Genomic DNA, 21,011 nt, shown 5'->3' with positions numbered 1-21,011 from the left:
CAAGCACTGTCGTGATCGCTTGCCGACGAGGTCATGTGGGCCGCTTGGCGATCGGATATCGAAAATGTTCGATTTACATATCGATAACAAACGATCTATAGTTCGATCGAACTCGATATTAAATTCGTGCGCTGTCGATGTGTCTATCGGCTGTGCGCGATATTTCTGTGGCAGACCGACATGGATCTCGACGAAGTCATCAAGGCGCTCGCCCACCCGGTGCGGCGCGAAATCCTGCAGTGGCTCAAGGAGCCGGAGAAACACTTCGCCGACCAGGAGCATCCGCTGGAAGTCGGCGTGTGCGCCGGCAAGTTCGAGCGCTGCGGGCTGTCGCAATCCACCGTCTCCACCCACCTGGCGGTGCTTGCGCGCGCCGGCCTGGTCAGTACCCGGCGCATCGGCCAGTGGGTGTTCTACAAGCGCAACGAAGAGACCATCGCCGAGTTCCTGCGCCAGATCGGCCACGAACTCTGAAGCCTGTCCTCCCAACCTCCGGAGACCAACCCCATGACCACCCTGTTCGACCCCCTCGTCGCCGGCGAACTGAAGCTCGCCAACCGCATCGCCATGGCCCCGCTCACCCGCAACCGCGCGCCCGGCGCGGTGCCGGCGGCGATGACTGCCACCTACTACGCGCAGCGCGCCAGCGCCGGCCTGCTGATCACCGAAGCGACCGCGATCAGCGCGCAGGGCCAGGGCTATTCCGACGTGCCCGGCCTCTACGCGCCCGAGCAGGTCGCCGGCTGGCGGCGGGTCACCGACGCGGTGCATGCCGCCGGCGGCACCATCGTCACCCAGCTCTGGCATGTGGGCCGGGTGTCGCACACCGCGCTGCAACCCGGTGGCGCGGCGCCGGTGGCGCCCTCGGCGATCACCGCCAAGGCCAAGACCTATCTGGTCAATGCGGACGGCAGCGGCAGCTTCGTGCCCACTTCCGAACCGCGGGCGCTGGACATCGACGAGATTCCCGGCATCGTCGAGGACTACCGCCGTGCCGCGCGCGCGGCCATCGAGGCCGGTTTCGACGGCATCGAGGTGCATGCGGCCAACGGTTACCTGATCGACCAGTTCCTGCGTTCGGGCAGCAACCAGCGCACCGACGCCTACGGCGGCAGCATCGCCAATCGCGCCCGCCTGCTGGTGGAAGTGATGGAGGCGGTCACCTCCGAGATCGGCGCCGGCCGCGTGGGCATCCGCATCTCGCCGGTCACCCCGGCCAACGACGCGTCCGACCCCGACCCGCAGCCGCTGTTCACCCATGTGGTCGAGCAGCTGGCGCGCTGGACGCTGGCCTATGTGCACATCATCGAAGGCGCCACCGGCGGGCCGCGCGACTTCCAGCAGGGCGACGCACCCTTCGACTACGCCGCGCTGCGCGCCGCCTATGCCAAGGTCGGCGGCCGTGGCGCGTGGATGGTGAACAACGGCTACGACCGCGACCTTGCGATGGCCGCGGTGGCCGAAGGGCGAGCGGACATCGTCGCCTTCGGCAAGGCCTTCATCGCCAACCCGGACCTGGTGCTGCGCCTGCGCGAGAACGCACCGCTCAACGCCTGGGACAGCAAGACCTTCTACGGCGGCGGCGAACGCGGCTACCTGGACTATCCGGTGCTGGAAACCGCCTGACCCGCCTCAGCCGCGCTGCAGGAAGTCCTCCAGCGCGGCGGCCACCGCGTCCGGGCGGTCGTGCTGCAGGTTGTGGCCGGTGTCCGCCATGCGGATCACGCGCACGTCCGCAAAGCAGCTCAGGCGGCGCCGGTATTCGTCCGCATCCTCATCGAAGCGCTGGCTGACGAAGCCGTCGCCGGCCTCCAGCATCAGCACCGGGGCGGCGATGCGCTGCCAGGCGGCCATTGCGTCATCCACCCGGTAGAGGAAGGGCGAGGGCACCTTGTGCCAGGGGTCGCAGGCCATCTCCACCTGGCCGTCGGCGCGCACACGGCCGACATGGCGGGCGAGGAAGTCGGCGCGCTCCTCGGTGAGCCGCGGGTTGGCCGCGCTCAGCCGGCGGGCCAGCGTGGCATGGTCGGGGTAGGCGCGCAGGCGCGGGCTGTCGCTCTGCGCGTCCAGCCAGGCGAGCAGATGGTCGGCAGGGTTCTCGTCGGCCGGCGGCTTGAGGCCGAGGAAGTCGAGCATCGCCAGGCGCGCCACGCGCTGCGGACGCAGGCCGGCATACACCGCGGCGATGCTCGCCCCCATGCTGTGGCCCACCAGCTGCGCGGGCGCGTCCGGCGAATAGTGGGCGAGCAGCGCGTCGAGGTCGGCGTAGTAGTCGGGGAACCAGTAGGCCCGCCCCAGCCAGTCGGTGCCGCCGTAGCCGCGCCAGTCCGGCGCGATCACCTGCCAGTCCTGCGCCAGCGCCTCGACCACGAACTGGAAGGTGGCCGAGGCGTCCATCCAGCCGTGCAGCATGAACACCCGCGGCGCCTCCGCCGGCCCCCAGCGGCGCACGTTGTAGCGCAGGCCGCGGATGGTGAGTTGTTCGGTGGTGGAGTGGGCGGGGTGCATGGGTGGCGCCAGGGGGGTGGGGGACAGGCATTCTATCCCCTGCCCGCGATGCGGTCGCCTTGCTGCCGGCGCTGCAGTCGCGGCCAAGGCCGCTCCTGCGGGAGCCGGTCAGGCGGGTCGCGGCTACGTCGCCGTTGCGCCTTGGCACGAACACCCGCAGCGCATCCGCCGGTCGGCGTGTCGCGGCCGGTAGGAGCGGGCTTGCCCGCGATGCGGTCGCCTTGTTGCCCACGTCGCAATCGCGGCCGAGGCCGCTCCTACGGAAACCGGCTCAGCCGGCCAGCGGGTAGGTGCCCGGCACCAGGATCTCGCGCCCCACCTTGCGGATGTCGGTGTGGCCGCAGAAGGCCATGGTGATGTCCATCTCGCGGTGGATCAGTTCCAGGCACTTGCTCACGCCGGCCTCGCCCATCGCACCCAGGCCGTAGAGGAAGGGCCGCCCGATCAGGGTGCCGCGCGCGCCCAGGGCGACCGCCTTGAGCACGTCCTGGCCGCTGCGGATGCCGCCGTCCATCCACACCTCGATGCGCTCGCCCACCGCGTCCACGATGGCCGGCAGGGCGTTGATCGACGAGGGCGCGCCGTCGAGCTGGCGGCCGCCGTGGTTGGAAACGATCAGCGCGTCCGCGCCGCTGTCGGCGGCCAGGCGGGCGTCCTCGGCGTCCATCACGCCCTTGAGGATCAGCTTGCCGCCCCACAGCTTCTTCACCCACTCCACGTCCGCCCAGGACAGCGCGGGGTCGAACTGCTCGGCGGTCCAGCTCGCCAGCGAGGACATGTCGGCCACCCCCTTGGCGTGCCCGACGATGTTGCGGAAGGTGCGTCGCTGGGTGCCCAGCATGCCGAGGCACCAGCGCGGCTTGGTGGCCAGGTTGATCATGTTGGCCAGCGTGGGCTTGGGGGGCGCGGAGAGCCCGTTCTTGATGTCCTTGTGGCGCTGGCCGAGGATCTGCAGGTCCAGGGTGAGCATCAGCGCGGAACACTTCGCGGCCTGCGCGCGCTCGATCAGGCGGCGGATGAAGTCGCGGTCGCGCAGCATGTAGACCTGGAACCAGAACGGTGCGCTGGTGTGCTCGGCGATGTCCTCGATCGAGCAGATGCTCATCGTCGACAGCGTGAACGGCACGCCGAATTTCTCCGCCGCGCGCGCGGCGAGGATCTCGCCGTCGGCGTGCTGCATGCCGGTGAGCCCGGTCGGGGCGATCGCCACCGGCATCTTCACCTGCTGGCCCGCCATGGTGGTGGCGAGGCTGCGCCCCTCCATGTTCACCGCCACGCGCTGGCGCAGCTTGATGGCCTGGAAGTCGCTCTCGTTGGCGCGGTAGGTGGTCTCGGTCCACGAGCCCGAGTCGGCGTAGTCGTAGAACATGCGCGGCACGCGCTTCACGGCCAGGCGGCGCAGGTCCTCGATGCAGGTGATGGCGGTCATGCTTTGTCTCCGTATCCGTTTGGTCGTTTGCCCGCACTCGGCGGGCAGCACGACGGATCGTGGCGGATTACGGAGATGCCGGCCCGGAAGAAAATTCAGCCGCGGCGCGAAAGAAGTTCCGCCGCCTCGCGCTCGGCGGCGCGGCACACCCCGCGCAGCCAGTCGGCGAACACTGCGGCCGCGCCCTGCGGTGCAGCGTTGGCGATGTAGTACTGGGTGCGGGCCGGCACCTGCAGGCCGAAAAGCGGCACCAGCGCGCCGCTGCGCAGCCACTGACGGGCCAGCGTCGGGCGCCCCGGCGCCACCCCCTGGCCGCTGGCGGCGGCCTCCAGCAGCAGGCCGAGGTCGACCAGGCGCGGGCCGTTCGCGGGCTCGTCGCGCGGCGTGAGCCCGGCTGCGGCGAACAGCGGCGCCCAGGGTTCCAGCGGCGTGCGCAGCAACGGCAGTTCCGCCAGCGCCGCCGCGCCGGCGGAAAGGTCGCGGTCCGCGAGCAGCGCGGGCGAGGCCAGCGGCACCACCAGGTCGTCCATCAGCACCTCGCCGCCGTGCGCCGCCACGTCGCCGTGGCGTACCTCCAGCTGCGCGTCGCCGGCGGCCTGGTCGAGATAGGGCACCGAAAGCACGATCTCCAGCTCGATCTGCGGCTGCGCGCGGGTGAAGGAGGCCAGCGCCGGCACCAGCACCTGGCGTGCGAAGGTCGGCGGTGCGCACACCCGCAGGCGCTCCACGCGCTGCGCCGCCCGCCGGTGCAGCGGCACCGCGGCCAGGAGACCCAGCGCGGCGCGCACCTGCTCCAGGTATTCCTTGCCCAGGGCGGTCAGCGCCAGCGCCTTGCCGCCGCGGGCGAGCAGGCTGGCGCCGAGCAGCTCCTCCACCGTCGCCACGCGCTTGCTCACCGCGCTGGCGGTGATATGCAGTTCGTCAGCGGCGCGTTCGAAGCTGCCCAGGCGCGCGGCGGCCTCGAAGGCGCGCAGGCCGTCGATGGAAGGGAAGCGGATGTCGGTAGAGCCAGCCATAATACGAAAGTGGAAGTGTGCGCTTGTCCGGGGACCATCGGGACCGGACCAGCCCGGCGCGACGATCGGGCGAGGCGTACCGGAGATGGGGAGGCGAAACATGAACGATGAGCCTATTGTCGGCGCGGAGCTGACATGCGGACAAGCGCCGGAGAATGAGGCGTCGTCCGCGATGGCGGCCGGCGATGTGCCCGCGCGCGAGCAATTGCTGGCGGTGATCGGCATCCAGGCCGAGATCGCCAAGCTCGGGCTGGACCTCGGCGGGGTGATGACGCTGGTGGTGGAGCGCTGCGTGCCGCTGCTGGACGCGGATGGTGCCGCCATCGAACTGGCCGAGGACGGGGAGATGGTCTACCGCGCCGCGGCCGGCATCGCCGCCCCGCAACTGGGTCTGCGGCTCAAGCGCGCATCCAGCCTGTCGGGCGCCTGCGTGAGCGCCGGCCAGCCGCTGATCTGTGCCGATGTCGAAACGGACGAGCGCGTCGACCGCGAGGCCTGCCGCAGGGTCGGTCTGCGTTCCATGATCGTCATGCCGCTGCGCCATCGCGGACAGACCGTGGGCGTGCTGAAGCTCATGTCACGCCAGCCGGGGCGCTTCACCGAGGCGGACGCAAAGCTGCTGGCGCTGCTCTCGGAAGTCGTCGCCGCGGCGATGTTCTTTGCCACCAAGTACGACAGCGACGCGCTCTTTCATCTGGCCACGCACGACGGCCTGACCGGGCTGGCCAATCGCGCGCTGTTCATGGACCGCCTGCGCAACGCCATCGCCCGCCGCGGCAGCGATGGCCGTGAACTGATGGTGCTGATGATCGACATGGACGGCCTGAAGCCGATCAACGACCACTACGGCCACCGCATCGGCGACGAGGTGTTGAAGGAATTCGCGCGCCGCCTCAAGGCCGGCGCCCGACCCTCCGACACCGTGGCGCGCCTCGGCGGCGACGAGTTCGCCGTGGTGCTCGCTCCGGTGGATGCCAGGGGCGACCTCGACGGGCCGCTGCAAAGCTTCCGCAAGCGCCTGGATGCGCCCTTCTCCTTCGAGGGCCGGGTATACGACCTGCAAGCCAGCATCGGCGGCGCCATCTGTCCGGTGGACGGAACCGACCCCGACCGCCTCCTGGACGTCGCCGACCAGCGCATGTATGCGGTCAAGCGGCGCGGCCGTGAGCTGAGCGCCCGGGCACATTAGTGGCGTGCCGCGAGGCACGTTGATCGCCCCGAAGCACTTGTAGTGCCCGGCGCGCATCGGACGATGTCCCGTACCCTCCGACGCACCGCACCCCCTGTAGGAGCGGCCTTGGCCGCGATTGCGGTGCTCGGAAAAAATGAGGGCAGCATCGCGGCCAAGGCCGTTCCTACAATCGTCCTGCGCTCCGAGCCCCTGAAACGCGCCGACGGTGCCAGCCCACAGGTTCCATGCAATAGCGAGTGGGCAGAACGCTAGCTTGCAAAGGGACAGGATGCAGACCTCTGCTCGTATCTGTGGGCGGCCGACGCGTGGAATCGACTCTCCGGATTCAATTCCCGCCGTCGACCTGGCATCTCCAGCCAATGCTCAAGCTGGACGCTTGCGGAAGGCGATGGCGAAGCGGTTCCAGGCGTTGATGGCGTTGACCAGCAAGGTCAGGTCGACAATCTCCTCCGCCGTGAACCGGGGCGCGACGCGGGCCCACACCTCGTCGGGCACCCGCGCATCCGCCACCGTGGTGAGCGCCTCGGCCCACTCCAGCGCGGCACGCTCGCGCTCGTTGAAGAAAGGCGTTTCGCGCCAGACGCCGAGGGTGGCAAGACGGCGTTCGTCCTCGCCGCCCTTGCGCGCATCGGCGGTGTGCACGTCCAGGCAGTAGGCGCAGCCGTTGATCTGCGAGGTGCGCAGGCGAACGAGTTCCATCAGCGGCTTTTCCAGGCCGGAACGGGCGATGCGCTGCTCGATTCCAGTCATCGCCTGCATGGCTTCGGGATTGGCTTTGAAGAAGTTGAGACGGGGTTCCATGGTTCTGTACTCCTTTGACGGGTGAAAGATCGGGAGGTGGATCACTCGGCGCGCAGTTGCTCTGCACGCCGAGTTGCGACGACGGAGCGCACGGCAAGCAGCAGCGCTGCCAGCACGAAGCAACCGGCGACGGTGAAGGCAGCCATGAGGCCGGCAGTGGCAGCCTGCGGCGCGAGCGAAGTAAAGTCGGACTCGCCCGCGCCCGCGGCGAAGACGGCGCCCATGAAGGACGCGCCGGTGATCAGACCGAGGTTGCGCGACAGATTGAGCAGGCCGGAGACAAGTCCGCGCTGGTCGGCGCTGCTGCGGGTCATCACCGCGGTGTTGTTCGCCGCCTGGAACAGCGCATAGCCGGAGGTGATGACGGCCAGCGAGCCGACATAGCCCGGCAGCCCCACGCTGGCGGACAGCGCGGGCAGCGCGAAAGCACCCAGTGCCATCGCCCCCAGGCCGGCGACGGTCATCCGTTGTGCGCCCAGGCGATCCACCAGTCGTCCGGCGGGCATGCCCGAGAGCGCGGCCACCAGCGGGCCGGCCGACATCACCAGGCCCACCCGCGCCGCATCCAGGGCGAAGGCGCTGGCGAGGTAGAAGGGCCCCACGACCAGCGTCGCCATGACCACGGCGGTGACCAGGGCGCTCATCGCGAACCCGGCGCCAAGCGCACCCTGGCGAAACAGGCCCGGCCGCACGAGCGGCGCCTGCGCCCGCGCTTCGACCCGCAGGAACAGGGCGCCGCCGACGATGGCCGCAAGCAGCAGCGCGGCATTGAGGATGCCGAAACGTCCCTTGCCGAGCGTCATCGCCAGCGCATAGGCCGCGAGCGTCATCGCCAGGACGACTACCCCGGCCTTGTCGAATGGTGGGCGTGCGTCCCCGCCCGGGCGAGCATCGGGCGGCAGGGCGCGCAACGCCAGGACCAGCGTCGCCACGCCGAGCGGGAGCTTGATCAGGAAGATGGCCTGCCAGCCGCCCAGCTCGATGAGCAGGCCGCCCAGCGTCGGCCCCAGCGCCGTGCCCACCGCGGACAGGGTGCCCAGCAGGCCCATGGCGCGGCCGGTGCGCTCCTTGGGTATGGCCTCGCCCACCAGCGCCATGGTGAGCGCCATCATGATGGCCGCCCCCACGCCCTGGAGCGCGCGCGCCGCGATCAGCCACCCCAGGCCGGGCGCTGCGCTGCACAGTACGGAGGCCGCGGTAAACACGGCGAGGCCGACGAGCAGCAGTCGGCGCCGGCCGATGACATCGCCCAGGCGGCCGACGCCGACGATCGTGCTGGTGATGGCGAGCAGATAGGCCAGCACCACCCACTGGACCGCCTGGAAGGACGCATCGAAGGACTGCGCCAGCGTCGGCAGAGCCACGTTGGCGATGCTGGTGCCCAGCGAGGACAGCAACATGGACAGCGACAGGCTGGCCATCGCCCAGCGCGAGGCGGCATTCTGCGGCGCGTTTGCGCCGAGCCGATGATCGCGCGTGTTCATGGCAACCTCCTGCCGCGCACGAGGCAATCGATGGCCACCCGCGGGCCATCGTCGGTGTCGACGAGGCGCTCTACGGTGTGCGCCTTCTCGATGACCAGCTCGTGCTCGACGGCGGTCACCACCTCCTCCGCCGTGTAGAGCACCGCGGGGTCCTGTGGGCCGCCGAAGCCGTCGGCCCGGTTCGATGTATCGTGGGCGACGAGCAGGAAGGTGCCGCCCGGCGCCACGGCCTGCGCGGCCTTCAGCAGGATCGGTTGCAGCTCCGCTTGAGGAATCTGCAGATAAGTCAGCGTGACCAGATCGAAGCCGCCGGGCTCGGGCCGATAGCTGCGCAGGTCCGCGACCTCGAAGCTCACGCGCCCCGTCACGCCGCGCGCGTCCGCCAGTCGCCGGGCTTTCTGCAAGCCCAGCTCGGCAAAATCGACGGCCCACACATCCCAGCCCTGCTCGGCCAGCCAGACGGCGTTGCGTCCTTCGCCGGTGGCCAGGTCCAGCGCCCGCCCCGGCGGCAAACCTGCCGCCTCCGCGACTAGGAAGCGGTTGGCGTCGACGGTCCACAGAAACTCGCTCACCGCGTAGCGCCGATTCCATTCCTCGCGCCCCATGGAGCGCGCAGTGCCGTCGGGCGCGGCGCCCCCGTCGACATCCTCTTGATCTGCCCAAGCGGGCACAGCTTTCGACTCCATCTCTTGACTCCTTGAACACGATGTCTGGATGGTAGAAAGGTGGCTGGCAAGGCGGAAGGCGCACCGTTTGCAGTTAATTAGTGCATGCAGCGCCATGTATTCGAATGCCGTGCTATGGTGCGCGCATGTCAAGGCCCGATTTCAACCTGCTCCTCACGCTGGACGTGCTGCTGGCCGAAGGCAACGTGGCGCGCGCGGCAGAGCGCCTGCGGCTGAGCCCATCGGCGATGAGCCGCGCGCTGGCCCGCCTGCGCGAGACGACGGGTGATGCGCTGCTGGTCCGTGCCGGACGCGGGCTTGTACCCACACCGCGCGCGCTGGAACTGCGTGAGAAGGTGAGCGAGTTGGTGCAGGACGTGGAAGCCGCGTTGCGACCGGCGGAAGAACCAGATCTGGCGACGCTGGAACGCAGCTTTACCCTGCGCACCGGCGAAGGCTTCGTCGAGAACTTCGGACCGTCGCTGCTGGCCCGCGTAGCCCAGGCGGCGCCGGGCATCCGCCTGGGCTTCGTGCCCAAGCTCGACCGCGACAGCAGCGCGCTGCGCGACGGCACGGTGGATCTGGAAACCGGCGTGCTCGGCAGCGGCATGGGCCCCGAAATTCGTGTGCAGGCGCTGTTTCGCGACCGTTTCATCGGCGTGGTACGCGCCGGACACCTGCTTTGCGGCGAGGAGATCACGCCTTCCTCATTCGCCAGGGGCCGGCATATCGGCCTCTCGCGGCGCGGCGTGCCGCACGGCCCGGTCGACGATGCACTGGCTGCCCTGGGGCTGCAGCGCAATGTCGTCACCACCGTCGGTGGCTTCTCGACCGCCGTAGCGCTGGCGCGGGCTTCGGACTTGATCGCGAGCGTGCCCGAGCGCCACACAGGAAACCTGCGCGACGGCATGTATTCGTTTGTCCTGCCCTTTGCCGTTCCCGAAATTACCGTATCACTGTTCTGGCACCCGAGGCTTCACGGGGACGCAGTACATCGCTGGCTTCGCGGGGTGATATTGGATGTCTGTAGGCCCCCGCGGTGACTTTGACAGTAGGCACAAGCCTCGACCGCGAACGCCGCCGAATCGACCCCGGATCGTCGAGCTGGAGGGCGGAGGTGTCGCCAACGGATTGTTGCTGAACATCTGACGGGTGTTTGCTGTTCCGACTCGATCCAGACATTGGGCCGTCGTCCGATTCAAGCCGAGAAGCGACCCGCCAGACCTCGGCGATCCTGGCTGCCGTGCCCGGCATGCTTCGGCTGTCGAGGAGTCCGCATCCCACAATCGGCAATCGCGGGTTCAGTGCGTGGGTGCGTCTTCGATCTGGCGCAGGTGGCGGTTCCGGTGTTTACTACCGGCTCACTATCCGACCCTCCGATCCCGCATGGAGCTCTATCACCTGCGCACCTTCCTCGCCGTGGCCGAAGCCGGCCACCTCACGCGTGCCGCGGAAGCCCTGTGCATCAGCCAGCCCGCGGTCAGCGCGCATGTGAAGGCGCTGGAAGCCGAGCTGGGCCTGGACCTGTTCGAACGCACCCCGCGCGGCATGGCGCTGACGCCGGCCGGCGCGGCCTTGCTGGATGAGGCACGGCAGGTGTTCGGCGCGGTCGATGCCTTCAGGCGCAAGGCCGGCGGGCTGCGCGACGAACTCATCGGCGCGGTGCGCATCGGGCTCAACACCGACGCGGCCTTCCTGCGCGTGGCGGCGCTGCAGCAGTGCCTGCGGGCCCGCCATCCGCGCCTGGAGGTGGAGTTCCTCTCCGGCACCACCGGCGCCAACCTGCCCAAGCTGCGCCAGGGGCGGCTGGATGCCTGCTTCATGAGCGGCCCGGTGGATGCGGCCGAGTTCGACAGTCGCCTGCTATGCGAGGAGGAGATGGCCATCGCCGCGCCGCTGGCCTGGCGCGAGCGGCTTGGCGACACCAGCGTGGCCGCGCTGGCGCAGCTCCCGTGGATCCACAACTCGCCCGACCGCATCCAGCACCAGGTCATGGCCCAGCTGTTCGAGGCGCTGCCGGCGCTGCCGCGGCGCGCGGCAATGGCCAACCAGAAGGACGCCGTGCTCGCCTTGGTGGCGGCCGAAACCGGTCTGGCCGTCACCCGCCGCAAGGACATCGAGGAGGCGGCGCAGCGCCGGCCGCTGTTCGCCATCCCCCTGCCGCTCGATGCGCCCGCGCCAACGGTGAGCCTGCGCTTCGCCTGGCTGGCGCGCCGCGGCGAGGAAGCGCCGGTGCGAGCGGTGGTTGCGGCGATCGAGGAGGTCTGGGCGCTGGATGGGCACGAATCCGGCGCGACGGCGGACGAACGCTAGCTGCGAAAGGCGCACAATGTGCCGGGTGCGGGCGCCTGTGCGGCTGGCGCACCCGGGTGCGCCGCAGGTGTGAAGGTGCGCATCACCCGCCGGCGTACGGTCGGAAGATCGCCCGACCCGGTGGTGCGCACATAGCAGCCGGGGTAACGCCCGGCCGCCCGCACCCAATCTACGCCGAATCGGTCGGCCGGCGCATGAACACGTAGTGCTTGGTCACCGGCTCCAGCACCTCGAACAGGCCGGTGAAGCCGGACGGAATCACGCAGGCCTCGCCGGGGCCGAATTCGCGCGCCGTGCCGGCCTCGTCGGTGATGCGGATGCGCCCGCTGATCACATGGAAGAACTCGTCGGTGCCCTCGGCGAAGGCGATGCGCCAGGCGCCGGGTTCGCACGACCAGGTGCCGGCGGACATGCCGTCGCGCTCGAAATGCTCCCGGGTGGTGCGCAGCGGGTTGCCGGCCACCAGGCGGTCGGGGCGCGGGCGGTCGAACTCGGGCGCGGTGGTGGCGCCGCTGAATACGGTCAGGGTCTTGTGCATGGGGCTCGGGCAGCGTGATCTGCAAGTGCGCCGATTGTAGCTGCGTGGTGTGCCGCGTCGCCGGCCGCGCTTTGTCGTATGCTGCGCGCCGGACATCAACGACCACCAGGGAATCCGCCGATGATCGCGCGCGCCGCCGTCGAACTCAACAAGGCCTATCTGCTGCTCAACCACGGCCCGGTCACGCTGGTGAGCAGCGCCGCCAACGGCCGGCGCAACGTCATGGCGGCCTCGTGGGCGATGCCGCTGGACTTCGATCCACCCAAGGTGGCGGTGGTGATCGACCGCAGCACGCTGACCCGTGAGTTGGTCGAGGCGAGCGGCGAGTTCGTGCTCAACATCCCCTCGCGGCGCATCGCGCAGACGGTGCTGGCGGCGGGCTCCAGCAGCGGGCGCGAGGGCGACAAGCTCGCCGCCCTCGGTGTGGCCACCGAACCGGCGGCCCAGGTGGGCGCGCCGTTGGTGGACGGCTGCCTGGCCTGGCTGGAATGCCGGGTGATCCCGGAGCCGGACAATCAGCGCAAGTACGACCTGTTCATCGCCGAAGTGGTGGCGGCCTGGGCCGATCCGGCGGTGTTCGCCAACGGCCGCTGGCGCTTTGCCGACGAGGCGCAGCGCACCATCCACTACCGTGCCGGCGGGCATTTCTTTGCCACCGGAGAGGGCTTTCAGGCCTGAGGCGCACAGACGCGGCCCTCAGCGGTAACCGATCAGCCGTCCGAGGACCAGCGCCGCCAGCCAGGCGAGCAGCGAGAGCGCGGCGGCGATGCGTACCCGGCGCGGCAGCGGACGGTCCGCATCGCCGGCACGCAGCAGCTCGTCGAAGCCGGTGAAGCGCAGCGCCAGCGCGTTGGCGGTGGCCAGCGCCACGATCGCCATCTTGGCGAGGAACAGCCCGGAGGCGGCGTATTCGCTGGCGCGGGTGATGAACAGCAGCGCGCCGCAGACCACCGCAAGCGCCAGGCCGACCGCCGCGCTGCGCGCCAGCACCTGGCAGAAGGGCGCCAGCGGCACCGCGCGCCAGGCGCCCAGCAGGCGCAGGTCCACCGGCACGATGGCGCCGACCAGCAGGGCCATGCCGAGCAGGTGGCCGGCGTTGACCAGCGGATAGACCCACAGCGACTCGCCCAGCGCGCGGGCGAGCGCGCTGGCTTCGAGGCCGAACATCAGTGCTTCCATCGACACGCCTCCCTGATTCGGTGGCGCCGCGGTCCGCTCAGGATTCCCGGTCCGGGTAGAGCACGTAGTCCTTGCCGTCGATGACGAGGCGCTCGGCCTTGATCAACCGGCGCGCCGGATCGGTGGCGCGGTGGCCGTGGACGGTGACGCGGGTGCCCACCCGCAGCAGTTCGTCGTCGAGCCCGGCGCGGCGGTTGCGCCACGGCTGGCCGACTTCGACCACCCAGCTCTGGCCGTCGACATCCACGGTCAGTTCGCCGTGAGGATTGCCCAGGCGCACCGCGGTGATCGTGCCGCTGAGTTCGAACTCCTGATCGCTGGCCCAGCCCCAGCCGTGGTGGGCGGGTGCGGCCTGCGCCAGCAGCAGGCCGGCGAGCAGCGCGAATGCCGCGAGCCAGGCCCGTGGTGTGGTGATCGTGTGCATGGCGATCCTCCGTGTCGATGCGATGGACGCAGGGGGCGTGCCCGCCCCCTGCGTTTCGGCTTCGACAACGCGATGCGCAAAAAGCGCCCGGCCGGATGGTAGGAGCGGGCTTGCCCGCGATGCAGCGCTTGTTTTCCCATAGGCCGCATCGCGGCCAAGGCCGCTCCTACGGTTGCGCGGCTCAGTCGCGCCGCGCGATCTGCGCCGGCCCGCTGGCCTCGCCCGGCGCCAGCGCCTCGTCCCAACCGCCACCCAGCGCGCGGATCAGCGCCACTGCGGTGCGTGCGCGTTCGCCGTCGAGCTGCACTGCGGTGCGGCGCTGCTGCAGCACGCTGCGGTCGGCGTCGATGACCTCGAAGTAGCTGGTGGCGCCTTCGCGGTACTGAAATTGCGACAGGCGGGCGGCGCGTTCGGCGGCGGACAGGGCTTCGTCCTGCGCGCGGCTCTGGGCGGCCAGGGTGCGCAATGCCGAGAGGCCGTCCTCGACCTCGCGGAAGGCTTCGAGCACGGTCTGGCGATAGCGCGCGACGTCTTCCTCGTACGCCGCGCGGCTGCGTGCGAGCTCCGCATCGCGCCGGCCACCGTCGAAGATCGGCAGCGACAGCACGGTGCCGGCGAGCGGACCGAGCAGGAAGCTGCGGCTGGACCAGCGGAACAGGTCGCCGAGCTCGGCCGATTCGTAGCCGAGCGCGCCGGTCAGGGTCAGGCGCGGGAAGAAGGCCGCGCGGGCGATGCCGATGCGCGCGTTGGCCGCGGCCATGGCGCGTTCGGCGGCGGCGATGTCGGGGCGGCGTTCGAGCAGTTCCGAGGGCAGGCCGGGCGGCACTTCCACCGCCACGCGGGCGAGCGGCTGCGGAGCGAAGTCGAAGGCCGCCGGCGGCTTGCCGAGCAGGATGGCGAGCGCATGCTCGGCGGCGGCGCGGCGGCGTGCGATGCCGTGCGCCTCGGCCTGCGCCGCGGCCAGCTCGGTGCGCGCGCGGGCGACGTCCAGCTCGCCGATGTCGCCGGCCTCGAAGCGGCGCTGCAAGAGATGCAGGGCTTCCTCGCGCAGGCGCACGGTGGCGCCGAACAGGGCCTGCTCGGCGTCGAGCTCGCGCAGCAGGAAGTAGGCTTGCGCGACGTCGGCCTGCAGCGCGAGCTGCACCGAGCGCAGCAGCGCTTCACGCTGTTCGCGGTCGGCGCCGGCGGCATCCACCGCCGAGGCCACGCGGCCAAACAGATCGACTTCGTAGCCGATCGTCGCCTGCGCGCGCCACAGCGTGGACGGCGAGGTGTCGGCGTCGGCCGCCAGCCCCTGCGAGGCCGGCGACGGGCGCTGGCGGCTGGGGCCGAATCCGGCGTCGATCTGCGGCAGGCGCTCGGCGCGTGCCGTGCCTTCCAGCGCGCGCGCCTGGGCGAGGCGCGCGGCGGCGGCGGCGAGGTCCTGGTTGGCGGCCAGGGCCTCGACCTCGAGCGCGTTCAGGGTGTCGTCGGCGAAGATCGTCCACCATTCGCCGCGATGCTGGTCCTCGGCCGGAGCCGCGGTCTTCCAGAGCGCCGCGGCTTCGGGGTCGGCCTCCTTGAAGGCTGCCGGGGTGGCCACCGCGGGGCGCTGGTAGGCCGGAGCCAGCGAGCAGCCAGCCAGCACCAGCAGGGATGCGAGCAACAGCGGGAGGCGGGTGAGGGTTCGTTTGGTCATGTCATCAGGCTCCGTGCGGCGCGTCGTGCGGCGCCACGATGGGCGCGGCGTGCGGGCTGGCGGTGTGCAGCTTGCGCGCACCGCCCAGGGTGCGCAGCAGCACGTAGAACACCGGGGTCAGGAAAAGGCCGAACAGGGTCACGCCGAGCATGCCGAAGAACACCGCGATGCCCATCGCCTGGCGCATCTCGGACCCGGCGCCGGTGGACAGCACCAGCGGCACCACGCCCATGATGAAGGCGATCGAGGTCATCAGGATGGGGCGCAGGCGCAGGCGGCTGGCCTCGATTGCGGCATCCAGCGCGCGCATGCCCTGCAGCTCCAGCTCGCGGGCGAACTCGACGATCAGGATGGCGTTCTTGGCCGACAGCCCGACCAGCACCATCAGGCCGATCTGGGTGAACAGGTTGTTGTCGCCGCCGGTCAGCCATACCCCGGTGAGCGCGGCGAAGATGCTGGTCGGCACGATCATGATCACCGCCAGCGGCAGGGTCAGGCTCTCGTACTGCGCGGCGAGCACCAGGAAGACCAGCAGCACCGAGAGCGGGAAGATCCACACGCCCGCGTTGCCGGCGAGGATCTTCTGGTAGGTCAGGTCGGTCCATTCGAACCTGATGCCCGGCGGCAGCACCTCGGCGGCGATGCGCTCGGCGGCGGCCTCGGCCTGGTCGGACGAGTAGCCGGGCGCCGGCCCGCCGTTGATGTCGGCGGCGGTGTAGCCGTTGTAGCGCACCACCATCTCCGGGCCGAAGCTGTTCCTCACCTGCACCAGCGAGGACAGCGGCACCATGTCGCCGGCGGCGTTGCGCGTCTTGAGCTGGCCGATGTCCTCGGGGCGCGCGCGGTACGGCGCGTCGGCCTGGGCGCGCACCTGGTAGACGCGGCCGAAGCGGTTGAAGTCGTTCACGTACAGCGAACCGAGGTAGATCTGCATGGTGTCGAACACCTCGGTGACCGGCACGCCGAGCTGCTTGGCCTTCACGCGGTCGAGATCGACGTTGAGCTGCGGCACGTTGATCTGGTAGCTGGTGAAGCTCGGCCCCAGCTCGGGCGCCTGCTGCGCGGCGGCGATGAAAGCCTTGGCGGCGGCGTCCAGCTCCGCGTAGCCGAGCGCGCCGCGGTCCTGGATCTGCAGCTTGAAGCCGCCCAGCGTGCCCAGGCCCATCACCGGCGGCGGCGGGAACACCGCGATGAAGGAATCCTTGATCGCGGCGTACTGGCCGTTGAGCGCGCCGGCGATTGCCCCGGCGGAGAGTTCGGCCGAACGGCGTTCGGCGAAGGGCTTCAGCGTCACGAAGACGATGCCCGCCGACGAGCTGTTGGTGAAGCCGTTGATCGACAGGCCGGGGAAGGCGATCGCGCTCTCCACGCCGGGCTGCTCCAGGGCGATCGCGCTCATGCGGCGGATCACGTCCTCGGTGCGGTCGAGCGAGGCGCCGTTGGGCAGTTGGGCGAAGCTGATCAGGTACTGCTTGTCCTGCGCCGGCACGAAGCCGCCGGGCAGCACCCAGGCCACGCCGGCGGCGAGCGCCAGCAGCAGCGCGTAGACGCCCATGACCTTGCTCTTGCGGTTGATCGCGCCGGTCACGCCGCGCCCGTAGCTTTCCGAGGCGCGCCCGAAGAAGCGGTTGAAGCGCGCGAAGAAGCCGCCGAAGGCGCGGTTCATCACGCGGGTCAGCCAGTCCGGGCGCTCGTTGCCGTGGTGGCCCTTGAGCAGCAGCGCGGCGAGCGCGGGCGACAGGGTCAGCGAGTTGAACGCCGAGATCACCGTGGAGATGGCGATGGTCATCGCGAACTGCTTGTAGAACTGCCCGGTCAGCCCGGTCATGAAGGCGAGCGGCACGAACACCGCGACCAGGGTCAGCGCGATGGCGATGATCGGCCCGCTGACTTCCTGCATCGCGCGGTAGGTGGCGTCGCGTGGACTAAGCCCGGCGGCGATGTTGCGCTCGACGTTCTCCACCACGACGATCGCGTCATCGACCACGATGCCGATCGCCAGCACCATGCCGAACAGCGACAGCGCGTTGACCGAGTAGCCGAAGGCCAGCATCAGCGCGAAGGTGCCGATGATGGACACCGGCACCGCCAGCAGCGGGATGATGGAGGCACGCCAGGTCTGCAGGAAGAGGATCACCACCAGCACCACCAGGGCGACCGCTTCCAGCAGGGTGAACACCACCGCCTTGATGCTGGCGCGCACGAACTGGGTGGGGTCGTACTCGATGCGGTAATCGACCGAATCCGGGAAGTCCTGCTTGAGCTCGGCCATCGCCGCGCGCACCGCAGAGGAAACCGCCAGCGCGTTGGCGCCGGGCGACTGCATGATGCCCATGCCGATCGCCGGCTTGTTGTCGAGCAGCGAGCGCAGGCCGTATTCCGCCGCATCCAGCTCGACGCGGGCGACGTCGGCCAGGCGGGTGACGCCGCCGTCGGGCGCGGTCTTGAGCACGATGTCGCGGAACTCCGCTTCGGTGGAGAGGCGCCCGCGCGCATTCACCGAGAACTGCAGCGGCACCTCGGGCAGCGTGGGCGAGGCGCCGATCACGCCGGCGGCGACCTGCACGTTCTGCTCGCGGATCGCACGCACCACGTCGCTCGCGGTCAGTCCGCGCTGGGCGACCTTGTGCGGGTCCAGCCACACCCGCATGGCGTAGTTGCCGGCGCCCCAGATCGCCACTTCGCCGACGCCGGCGATGCGCGACAGGCGGTCCTTGACGTTGAGCACCGCGTAGTTGCGCAGGTAGGTGGCGTCGTAGCGGTCGTCCGGGGAGACCAGGTGCACCACCAGGGTCAGCGTGGGCGAGCTTTTCACCGTGGTCACGCCGAGGCGCTGCACGTCCTCGGGCAGGCGCGGCAGGGCCTGCGAGACGCGGTTCTGCACCAGCTGCTGGGCCTTGTCCGGGTCCATGCCGAGGCGGAAATGCACGGTCAGCGCGAGGTTGCCGTCGCTGTTCGCCTGCGACTGCATGTAGAGCATGTCCTCGACGCCGTTGATCGCCTCTTCCAGGGGCGAAGCCACGGTCTCGGCGATCACCTTGGGGTTGGCGCCGGGGTACTGGGCGCGCACCACCACCGAGGGCGGCACCACCTCCGGGTACTCGGAGATCGGCAGCTGGAACATCGCCAGCAGGCCGCCGAGCAGGATCAGGACGGAGAGCACGCCGGCGAAGATCGGCCGGTCTATGAAGAACTTGGAGATGTTCATGGCGGCGCGCTCAGCTGTTGTCGGCGATCGACGCGCGCGCGGCCGGGGCGGCCGGGTCCGGGGCGCCGGACATCAGCACCGGGTTGGGCGCCACGGTCTGCCCCGGGCGGGTGCGCTGCAGGCCATTGACCACGATGCGCTCGCCCGCCTGCAGGCCGGCCTCGACCACGCGCAGCGGGCCGTGCGCCGCACCCAGCGCCACTTCGCGGTAGGCGGTGCGGTCGGCCTCGTCGACCACCAGCACGAAGCGCTTGTCCTGGTCGGTGCCGATCGCGCGTTCGTCGATCAAGAGCGCCTCGCGCGGCGCGCTGCTGCCCAGCCGCACGCGGGCGTAGAGCCCGGGCAGCAGGCGGCCGTCGGGGTTGTCGAACACCGCGCGCACGCGGATCGTGCCCGAGGAGGTGTCGAGGTGGTTGTCCACCGAGCTCACCGTGCCGCGGCGCGGGTAGCCGTCCTCGTTGGCGAGGCCGAGCAGCACCGGCACGTCGGCGCCGTTGTCGCGGCCGTTGATCAGCGCGAGGAAGCTCTGCTCGTCCACGTCGAAGGCGGCGTACAGGCGCGCCACCGACACCAGGGTGGTGAGTGGCGGCGAGGCCGGGCCGGCGGCGACCACGTTGCCCACGGTCACTTCGGCGCGCGACACCCGTCCGGCCACCGGCGCACCGATGCGGGTGTATTCCAGGTTGAGGCGCGCGGACTCCACCGCGGCGCGTGCGGCCAGGCGGTTGGCCTCGGCCTCGCGCGCGGCGTTGCGCTTTTCCTCGTAGTCGCGCTGGGCGATGGCGTGGTCGGCGATCAGGCGCTCGGCGCGCGCCAGGTCGGAAGCGGTGTAGGCCAGCCGCGCCTCGGCCGCGGCCAGCCCGGCGCGCGCGTGTTCCAGGGCGGCGGCATAGGGGCGCGGATCGATGGTGAACAGCGGGTCGCCCTTCCTCACCACGGCACCGTCGGCGAAATGCACCGCGACGATGGTGCCGGCGACCTGCGGGCGGATCTCCACCCGGTCCACCGCTTCCAGGCGGCCGGAGTAGGCGTGCCAGTCGGTGATCTGCTGGCGGGCGACGGTGGCGACATCCACCGGGCTGGCGGGCGGCGCGGCGGATGCGGCGGCGGGCTGGGCGCCGGCCTGCACCGCCAGGGTGGCGAGGCCGCCGCCCAGGGCGACGACGACGGCGACCGCGGTCGCCAGGGCATAGGGTTTGCGCAAGAGGGACATCGGGTGCTCCTGTCGGGGGCGACACGCCGGGTTGCGGGCGTCGCGATCTCGTTTTCGTTGTCACGCGCCCGCCGGGTTGACCGGCCTGCGCGCGCGGATGCGGGAAGAGTGCATTTGCCGCAGTGCGGCAATCTTGGGTGTTGTTGCCGTCTGGATAAATGCCCTGAATGTGGAAACACTATTCGAGCAAAGACAGCAATCTCTGGGCGAAACCGCGGATAATCCGCTCCAGCGCCGGTGCGCGGGGAGAAGACGGATGGATCGCTTTCAGGCCATGCAGGTGTTCACGCGCGTGGTGGACGCCAACAGTTTTTCGCGTGCGGCCGACAGCCTGGGCCTGCCGCGCGCCACGGTGACCAACATCATCCAGAACCTGGAACGCCTGCTGCAGGTGCGCCTGCTCAACCGCAGCACCCGCCGGCTGAGCCTGACCGACGACGGCGCGGCCTACTACGAGCGCTGCGTGGCCATCCTCGCCGAGGTCGAGGATGCCGAAGCCTCCTTCCGCGAGAACGCGCGCAGCCCGCGCGGGCGGCTGCGTATCGACGTGCCGGCCTCGCTTGCGCGGCTGGTGCTGATCCCGCGGCTGTGCGAGTTCCATGAGCGCTACCCGGAGGTGGAACTGGCGATCGGCATGACCGACCGCCCGGTGGACCTGGTGCGCGAGGCGGTCGACTGCGCGATCCGCGTCGGTGCGCTGCCCGACTCCTCCCTGGTGGCGCGGCGCATCGGCACCTTCTTCATGGTGACCTGCGGCGCGCCGTCCTACCTGGAGCGCCACGGAGTGCCGCAGCGCATCGAGGACCTCGCCGCGCATCGCGCGGTGAGCTACTTCTCCAGTCTCACCGGGCGTGCATTCGACTGGGATTTCGTGGTGGACGGCGAGGTGCGCGAAGTGAAGATGGACGGCGTGGTGTCGGTAAACGACGGCGACGCCTACCTGGCCTGTGCACTGCAGGGCTTCGGCCTGGTGCAGATGCCGCGCTTCATGGCGCTGCCCCACCTGGAGTCCGGGGCCTTGCGCGAGGTGCTGCCGCAATGGAGCCCGGCGCCGATGCCGATGTCGGCGGTGTATCCCGCCAACCGCCACCTGTCGCCCAAGGTGCGCGCCTTTGTCGATTGGGTGACCGAACTGTTCGCCGCATGCCCGTTGCTGGGCGGCTGCAGCGCGGTGGACGTGTGCTGCAGCTACGAAGGCAAGCCCGGCGGCCACACCCTGCGCGCGGTGGCCGAGCAGCACAACCTGGCAGAAAGCGCCTTCTAGTCCCCGAGCGGAGCGTGTAGGAGCGGCCTTGGCCGCGATGCGGCGGTTCGGGGTGGTAACCAGTGCCGCATCGCGGCCAAGGCCGCTCCTACAGGGGGC

The 21,011-nt window shown here is 70.3% G+C and carries 19 protein-coding genes; 7 read left to right on the top strand and 12 right to left on the bottom strand.

Annotated features, from left to right (window positions below):
• The first annotated feature begins 180 nt into the window (after positions 1 to 180).
• Positions 181 to 474 (top strand): ArsR/SmtB family transcription factor, encoded by a 294-nt coding sequence (locus tag IAI53_RS11070; RefSeq protein ID WP_187718262.1) that lies wholly within the window; start codon positions 181 to 183, stop codon positions 472 to 474.
• A 33-nt stretch (positions 475 to 507) separates the two neighbouring features.
• Positions 508 to 1,626 (top strand): alkene reductase, encoded by a 1,119-nt coding sequence (locus tag IAI53_RS11065; protein ID WP_187718261.1) that lies wholly within the window; start codon positions 508 to 510, stop codon positions 1,624 to 1,626.
• A gap of 6 nt (positions 1,627 to 1,632) precedes the next feature.
• Here the strand turns inward: IAI53_RS11065 and IAI53_RS11060 are convergent, their stop codons facing one another.
• From IAI53_RS11060 to IAI53_RS11050, 3 genes are all read right to left on the bottom strand, one after another.
• The gene (locus tag IAI53_RS11060) at positions 1,633 to 2,508 is read right to left on the bottom strand and encodes an alpha/beta fold hydrolase (protein WP_187718260.1); all 876 of its coding nucleotides are present in this window, start codon (positions 2,506 to 2,508) and stop codon (positions 1,633 to 1,635) included.
• A gap of 271 nt (positions 2,509 to 2,779) precedes the next feature.
• On the bottom strand, positions 2,780 to 3,937 hold the full coding sequence (locus tag IAI53_RS11055) for an alpha-hydroxy acid oxidase (RefSeq protein WP_187718259.1): 1,158 nt from the start codon (positions 3,935 to 3,937) through the stop codon (positions 2,780 to 2,782).
• A gap of 95 nt (positions 3,938 to 4,032) precedes the next feature.
• Positions 4,033 to 4,953, bottom strand: coding sequence for a LysR substrate-binding domain-containing protein (locus tag IAI53_RS11050; RefSeq protein ID WP_187718258.1), 921 nt, complete (start codon positions 4,951 to 4,953; stop codon positions 4,033 to 4,035).
• Between the two features lie 172 nt (positions 4,954 to 5,125).
• Between IAI53_RS11050 and IAI53_RS11045 the strand changes: the two genes are divergently transcribed.
• Complete coding sequence (locus tag IAI53_RS11045) at positions 5,126 to 6,142, top strand: sensor domain-containing diguanylate cyclase (protein ID WP_222948281.1); 1,017 nt, start codon at positions 5,126 to 5,128, stop codon at positions 6,140 to 6,142.
• Between the two features lie 366 nt (positions 6,143 to 6,508).
• Here the strand turns inward: IAI53_RS11045 and IAI53_RS11040 are convergent, their stop codons facing one another.
• Genes IAI53_RS11040 through IAI53_RS11030 form a run of 3 tightly spaced genes read right to left on the bottom strand, consistent with a single transcriptional unit; the run spans position 6,509 to position 9,116 of the window.
• Positions 6,509 to 6,946: a carboxymuconolactone decarboxylase family protein gene (locus IAI53_RS11040; RefSeq protein WP_187718257.1), complete on the bottom strand. Its 438-nt coding sequence runs from the start codon at positions 6,944 to 6,946 to the stop codon at positions 6,509 to 6,511.
• A 41-nt stretch (positions 6,947 to 6,987) separates the two neighbouring features.
• Positions 6,988 to 8,430, bottom strand: coding sequence for an MFS transporter (locus IAI53_RS11035; protein ID WP_187718256.1), 1,443 nt, complete (start codon positions 8,428 to 8,430; stop codon positions 6,988 to 6,990).
• Positions 8,427 to 9,116: a class I SAM-dependent methyltransferase gene (locus tag IAI53_RS11030; protein ID WP_222948280.1), complete on the bottom strand. Its 690-nt coding sequence runs from the start codon at positions 9,114 to 9,116 to the stop codon at positions 8,427 to 8,429. Before IAI53_RS11030 ends, IAI53_RS11035 begins: the two co-directional genes overlap by 4 nt.
• Before the next feature lie 125 nt (positions 9,117 to 9,241).
• Here IAI53_RS11030 and IAI53_RS11025 point away from each other — a divergent pair, with 125 nt between their 5' ends.
• Together IAI53_RS11025 and IAI53_RS11020 are read left to right on the top strand one after the other, a co-directional pair.
• Positions 9,242 to 10,138 (top strand): LysR family transcriptional regulator, encoded by an 897-nt coding sequence (locus tag IAI53_RS11025; RefSeq protein ID WP_187718255.1) that lies wholly within the window; start codon positions 9,242 to 9,244, stop codon positions 10,136 to 10,138.
• 343 nt (positions 10,139 to 10,481) lie between these two features.
• Positions 10,482 to 11,408 (top strand): LysR family transcriptional regulator, encoded by a 927-nt coding sequence (locus IAI53_RS11020; protein ID WP_187718254.1) that lies wholly within the window; start codon positions 10,482 to 10,484, stop codon positions 11,406 to 11,408.
• Between the two features lie 169 nt (positions 11,409 to 11,577).
• On the opposite strand, the gene IAI53_RS11015 is transcribed toward IAI53_RS11020, so the two are convergent.
• Positions 11,578 to 11,946 carry a cupin domain-containing protein gene (locus tag IAI53_RS11015; RefSeq protein ID WP_187718253.1) on the bottom strand — a complete coding sequence of 123 codons (369 nt, stop codon included), beginning with the start codon at positions 11,944 to 11,946 and terminating at the stop codon, positions 11,578 to 11,580.
• A gap of 120 nt (positions 11,947 to 12,066) precedes the next feature.
• Between IAI53_RS11015 and IAI53_RS11010 the strand changes: the two genes are divergently transcribed.
• Positions 12,067 to 12,624: a flavin reductase family protein gene (locus IAI53_RS11010; RefSeq protein WP_187718252.1), complete on the top strand. Its 558-nt coding sequence runs from the start codon at positions 12,067 to 12,069 to the stop codon at positions 12,622 to 12,624.
• 18 nt (positions 12,625 to 12,642) lie between these two features.
• On the opposite strand, the gene IAI53_RS11005 is transcribed toward IAI53_RS11010, so the two are convergent.
• From IAI53_RS11005 to IAI53_RS10985, 5 genes are all read right to left on the bottom strand, one after another.
• The gene (locus tag IAI53_RS11005; RefSeq protein WP_187718251.1) at positions 12,643 to 13,125 is read right to left on the bottom strand and encodes a hypothetical protein; all 483 of its coding nucleotides are present in this window, start codon (positions 13,123 to 13,125) and stop codon (positions 12,643 to 12,645) included.
• Positions 13,126 to 13,162: 37 nt separating this feature from the next.
• Positions 13,163 to 13,549, bottom strand: a complete 387-nt coding sequence (locus IAI53_RS11000) for a DUF6152 family protein (protein ID WP_187718250.1) — start codon at positions 13,547 to 13,549, stop codon at positions 13,163 to 13,165.
• Between the two features lie 181 nt (positions 13,550 to 13,730).
• A complete protein-coding gene (locus IAI53_RS10995; RefSeq protein WP_187718249.1) occupies positions 13,731 to 15,227 on the bottom strand; it encodes an efflux transporter outer membrane subunit in 1,497 nt (498 codons plus the stop codon).
• Between the two features lie 4 nt (positions 15,228 to 15,231).
• The gene (locus IAI53_RS10990; RefSeq protein ID WP_187718248.1) at positions 15,232 to 18,435 is read right to left on the bottom strand and encodes an efflux RND transporter permease subunit; all 3,204 of its coding nucleotides are present in this window, start codon (positions 18,433 to 18,435) and stop codon (positions 15,232 to 15,234) included.
• A gap of 10 nt (positions 18,436 to 18,445) precedes the next feature.
• Complete coding sequence (locus IAI53_RS10985; RefSeq protein ID WP_187718247.1) at positions 18,446 to 19,648, bottom strand: efflux RND transporter periplasmic adaptor subunit; 1,203 nt, start codon at positions 19,646 to 19,648, stop codon at positions 18,446 to 18,448.
• A 256-nt stretch (positions 19,649 to 19,904) separates the two neighbouring features.
• Here IAI53_RS10985 and IAI53_RS10980 point away from each other — a divergent pair, with 256 nt between their 5' ends.
• A complete protein-coding gene (locus tag IAI53_RS10980) occupies positions 19,905 to 20,912 on the top strand; it encodes a LysR family transcriptional regulator (RefSeq protein ID WP_187718246.1) in 1,008 nt (335 codons plus the stop codon).
• Positions 20,913 to 21,011 lie beyond the last annotated feature (99 nt).

Source organism: Thauera sedimentorum (assembly GCF_014489115.1).
In the GTDB taxonomy this organism is placed as follows: domain Bacteria; phylum Pseudomonadota; class Gammaproteobacteria; order Burkholderiales; family Rhodocyclaceae; genus Pseudothauera; species Pseudothauera sedimentorum.
The sequence above is the reverse complement of the archived record's forward strand: the minus strand, read 5'-3'. Positions and strand labels throughout refer to the sequence as shown.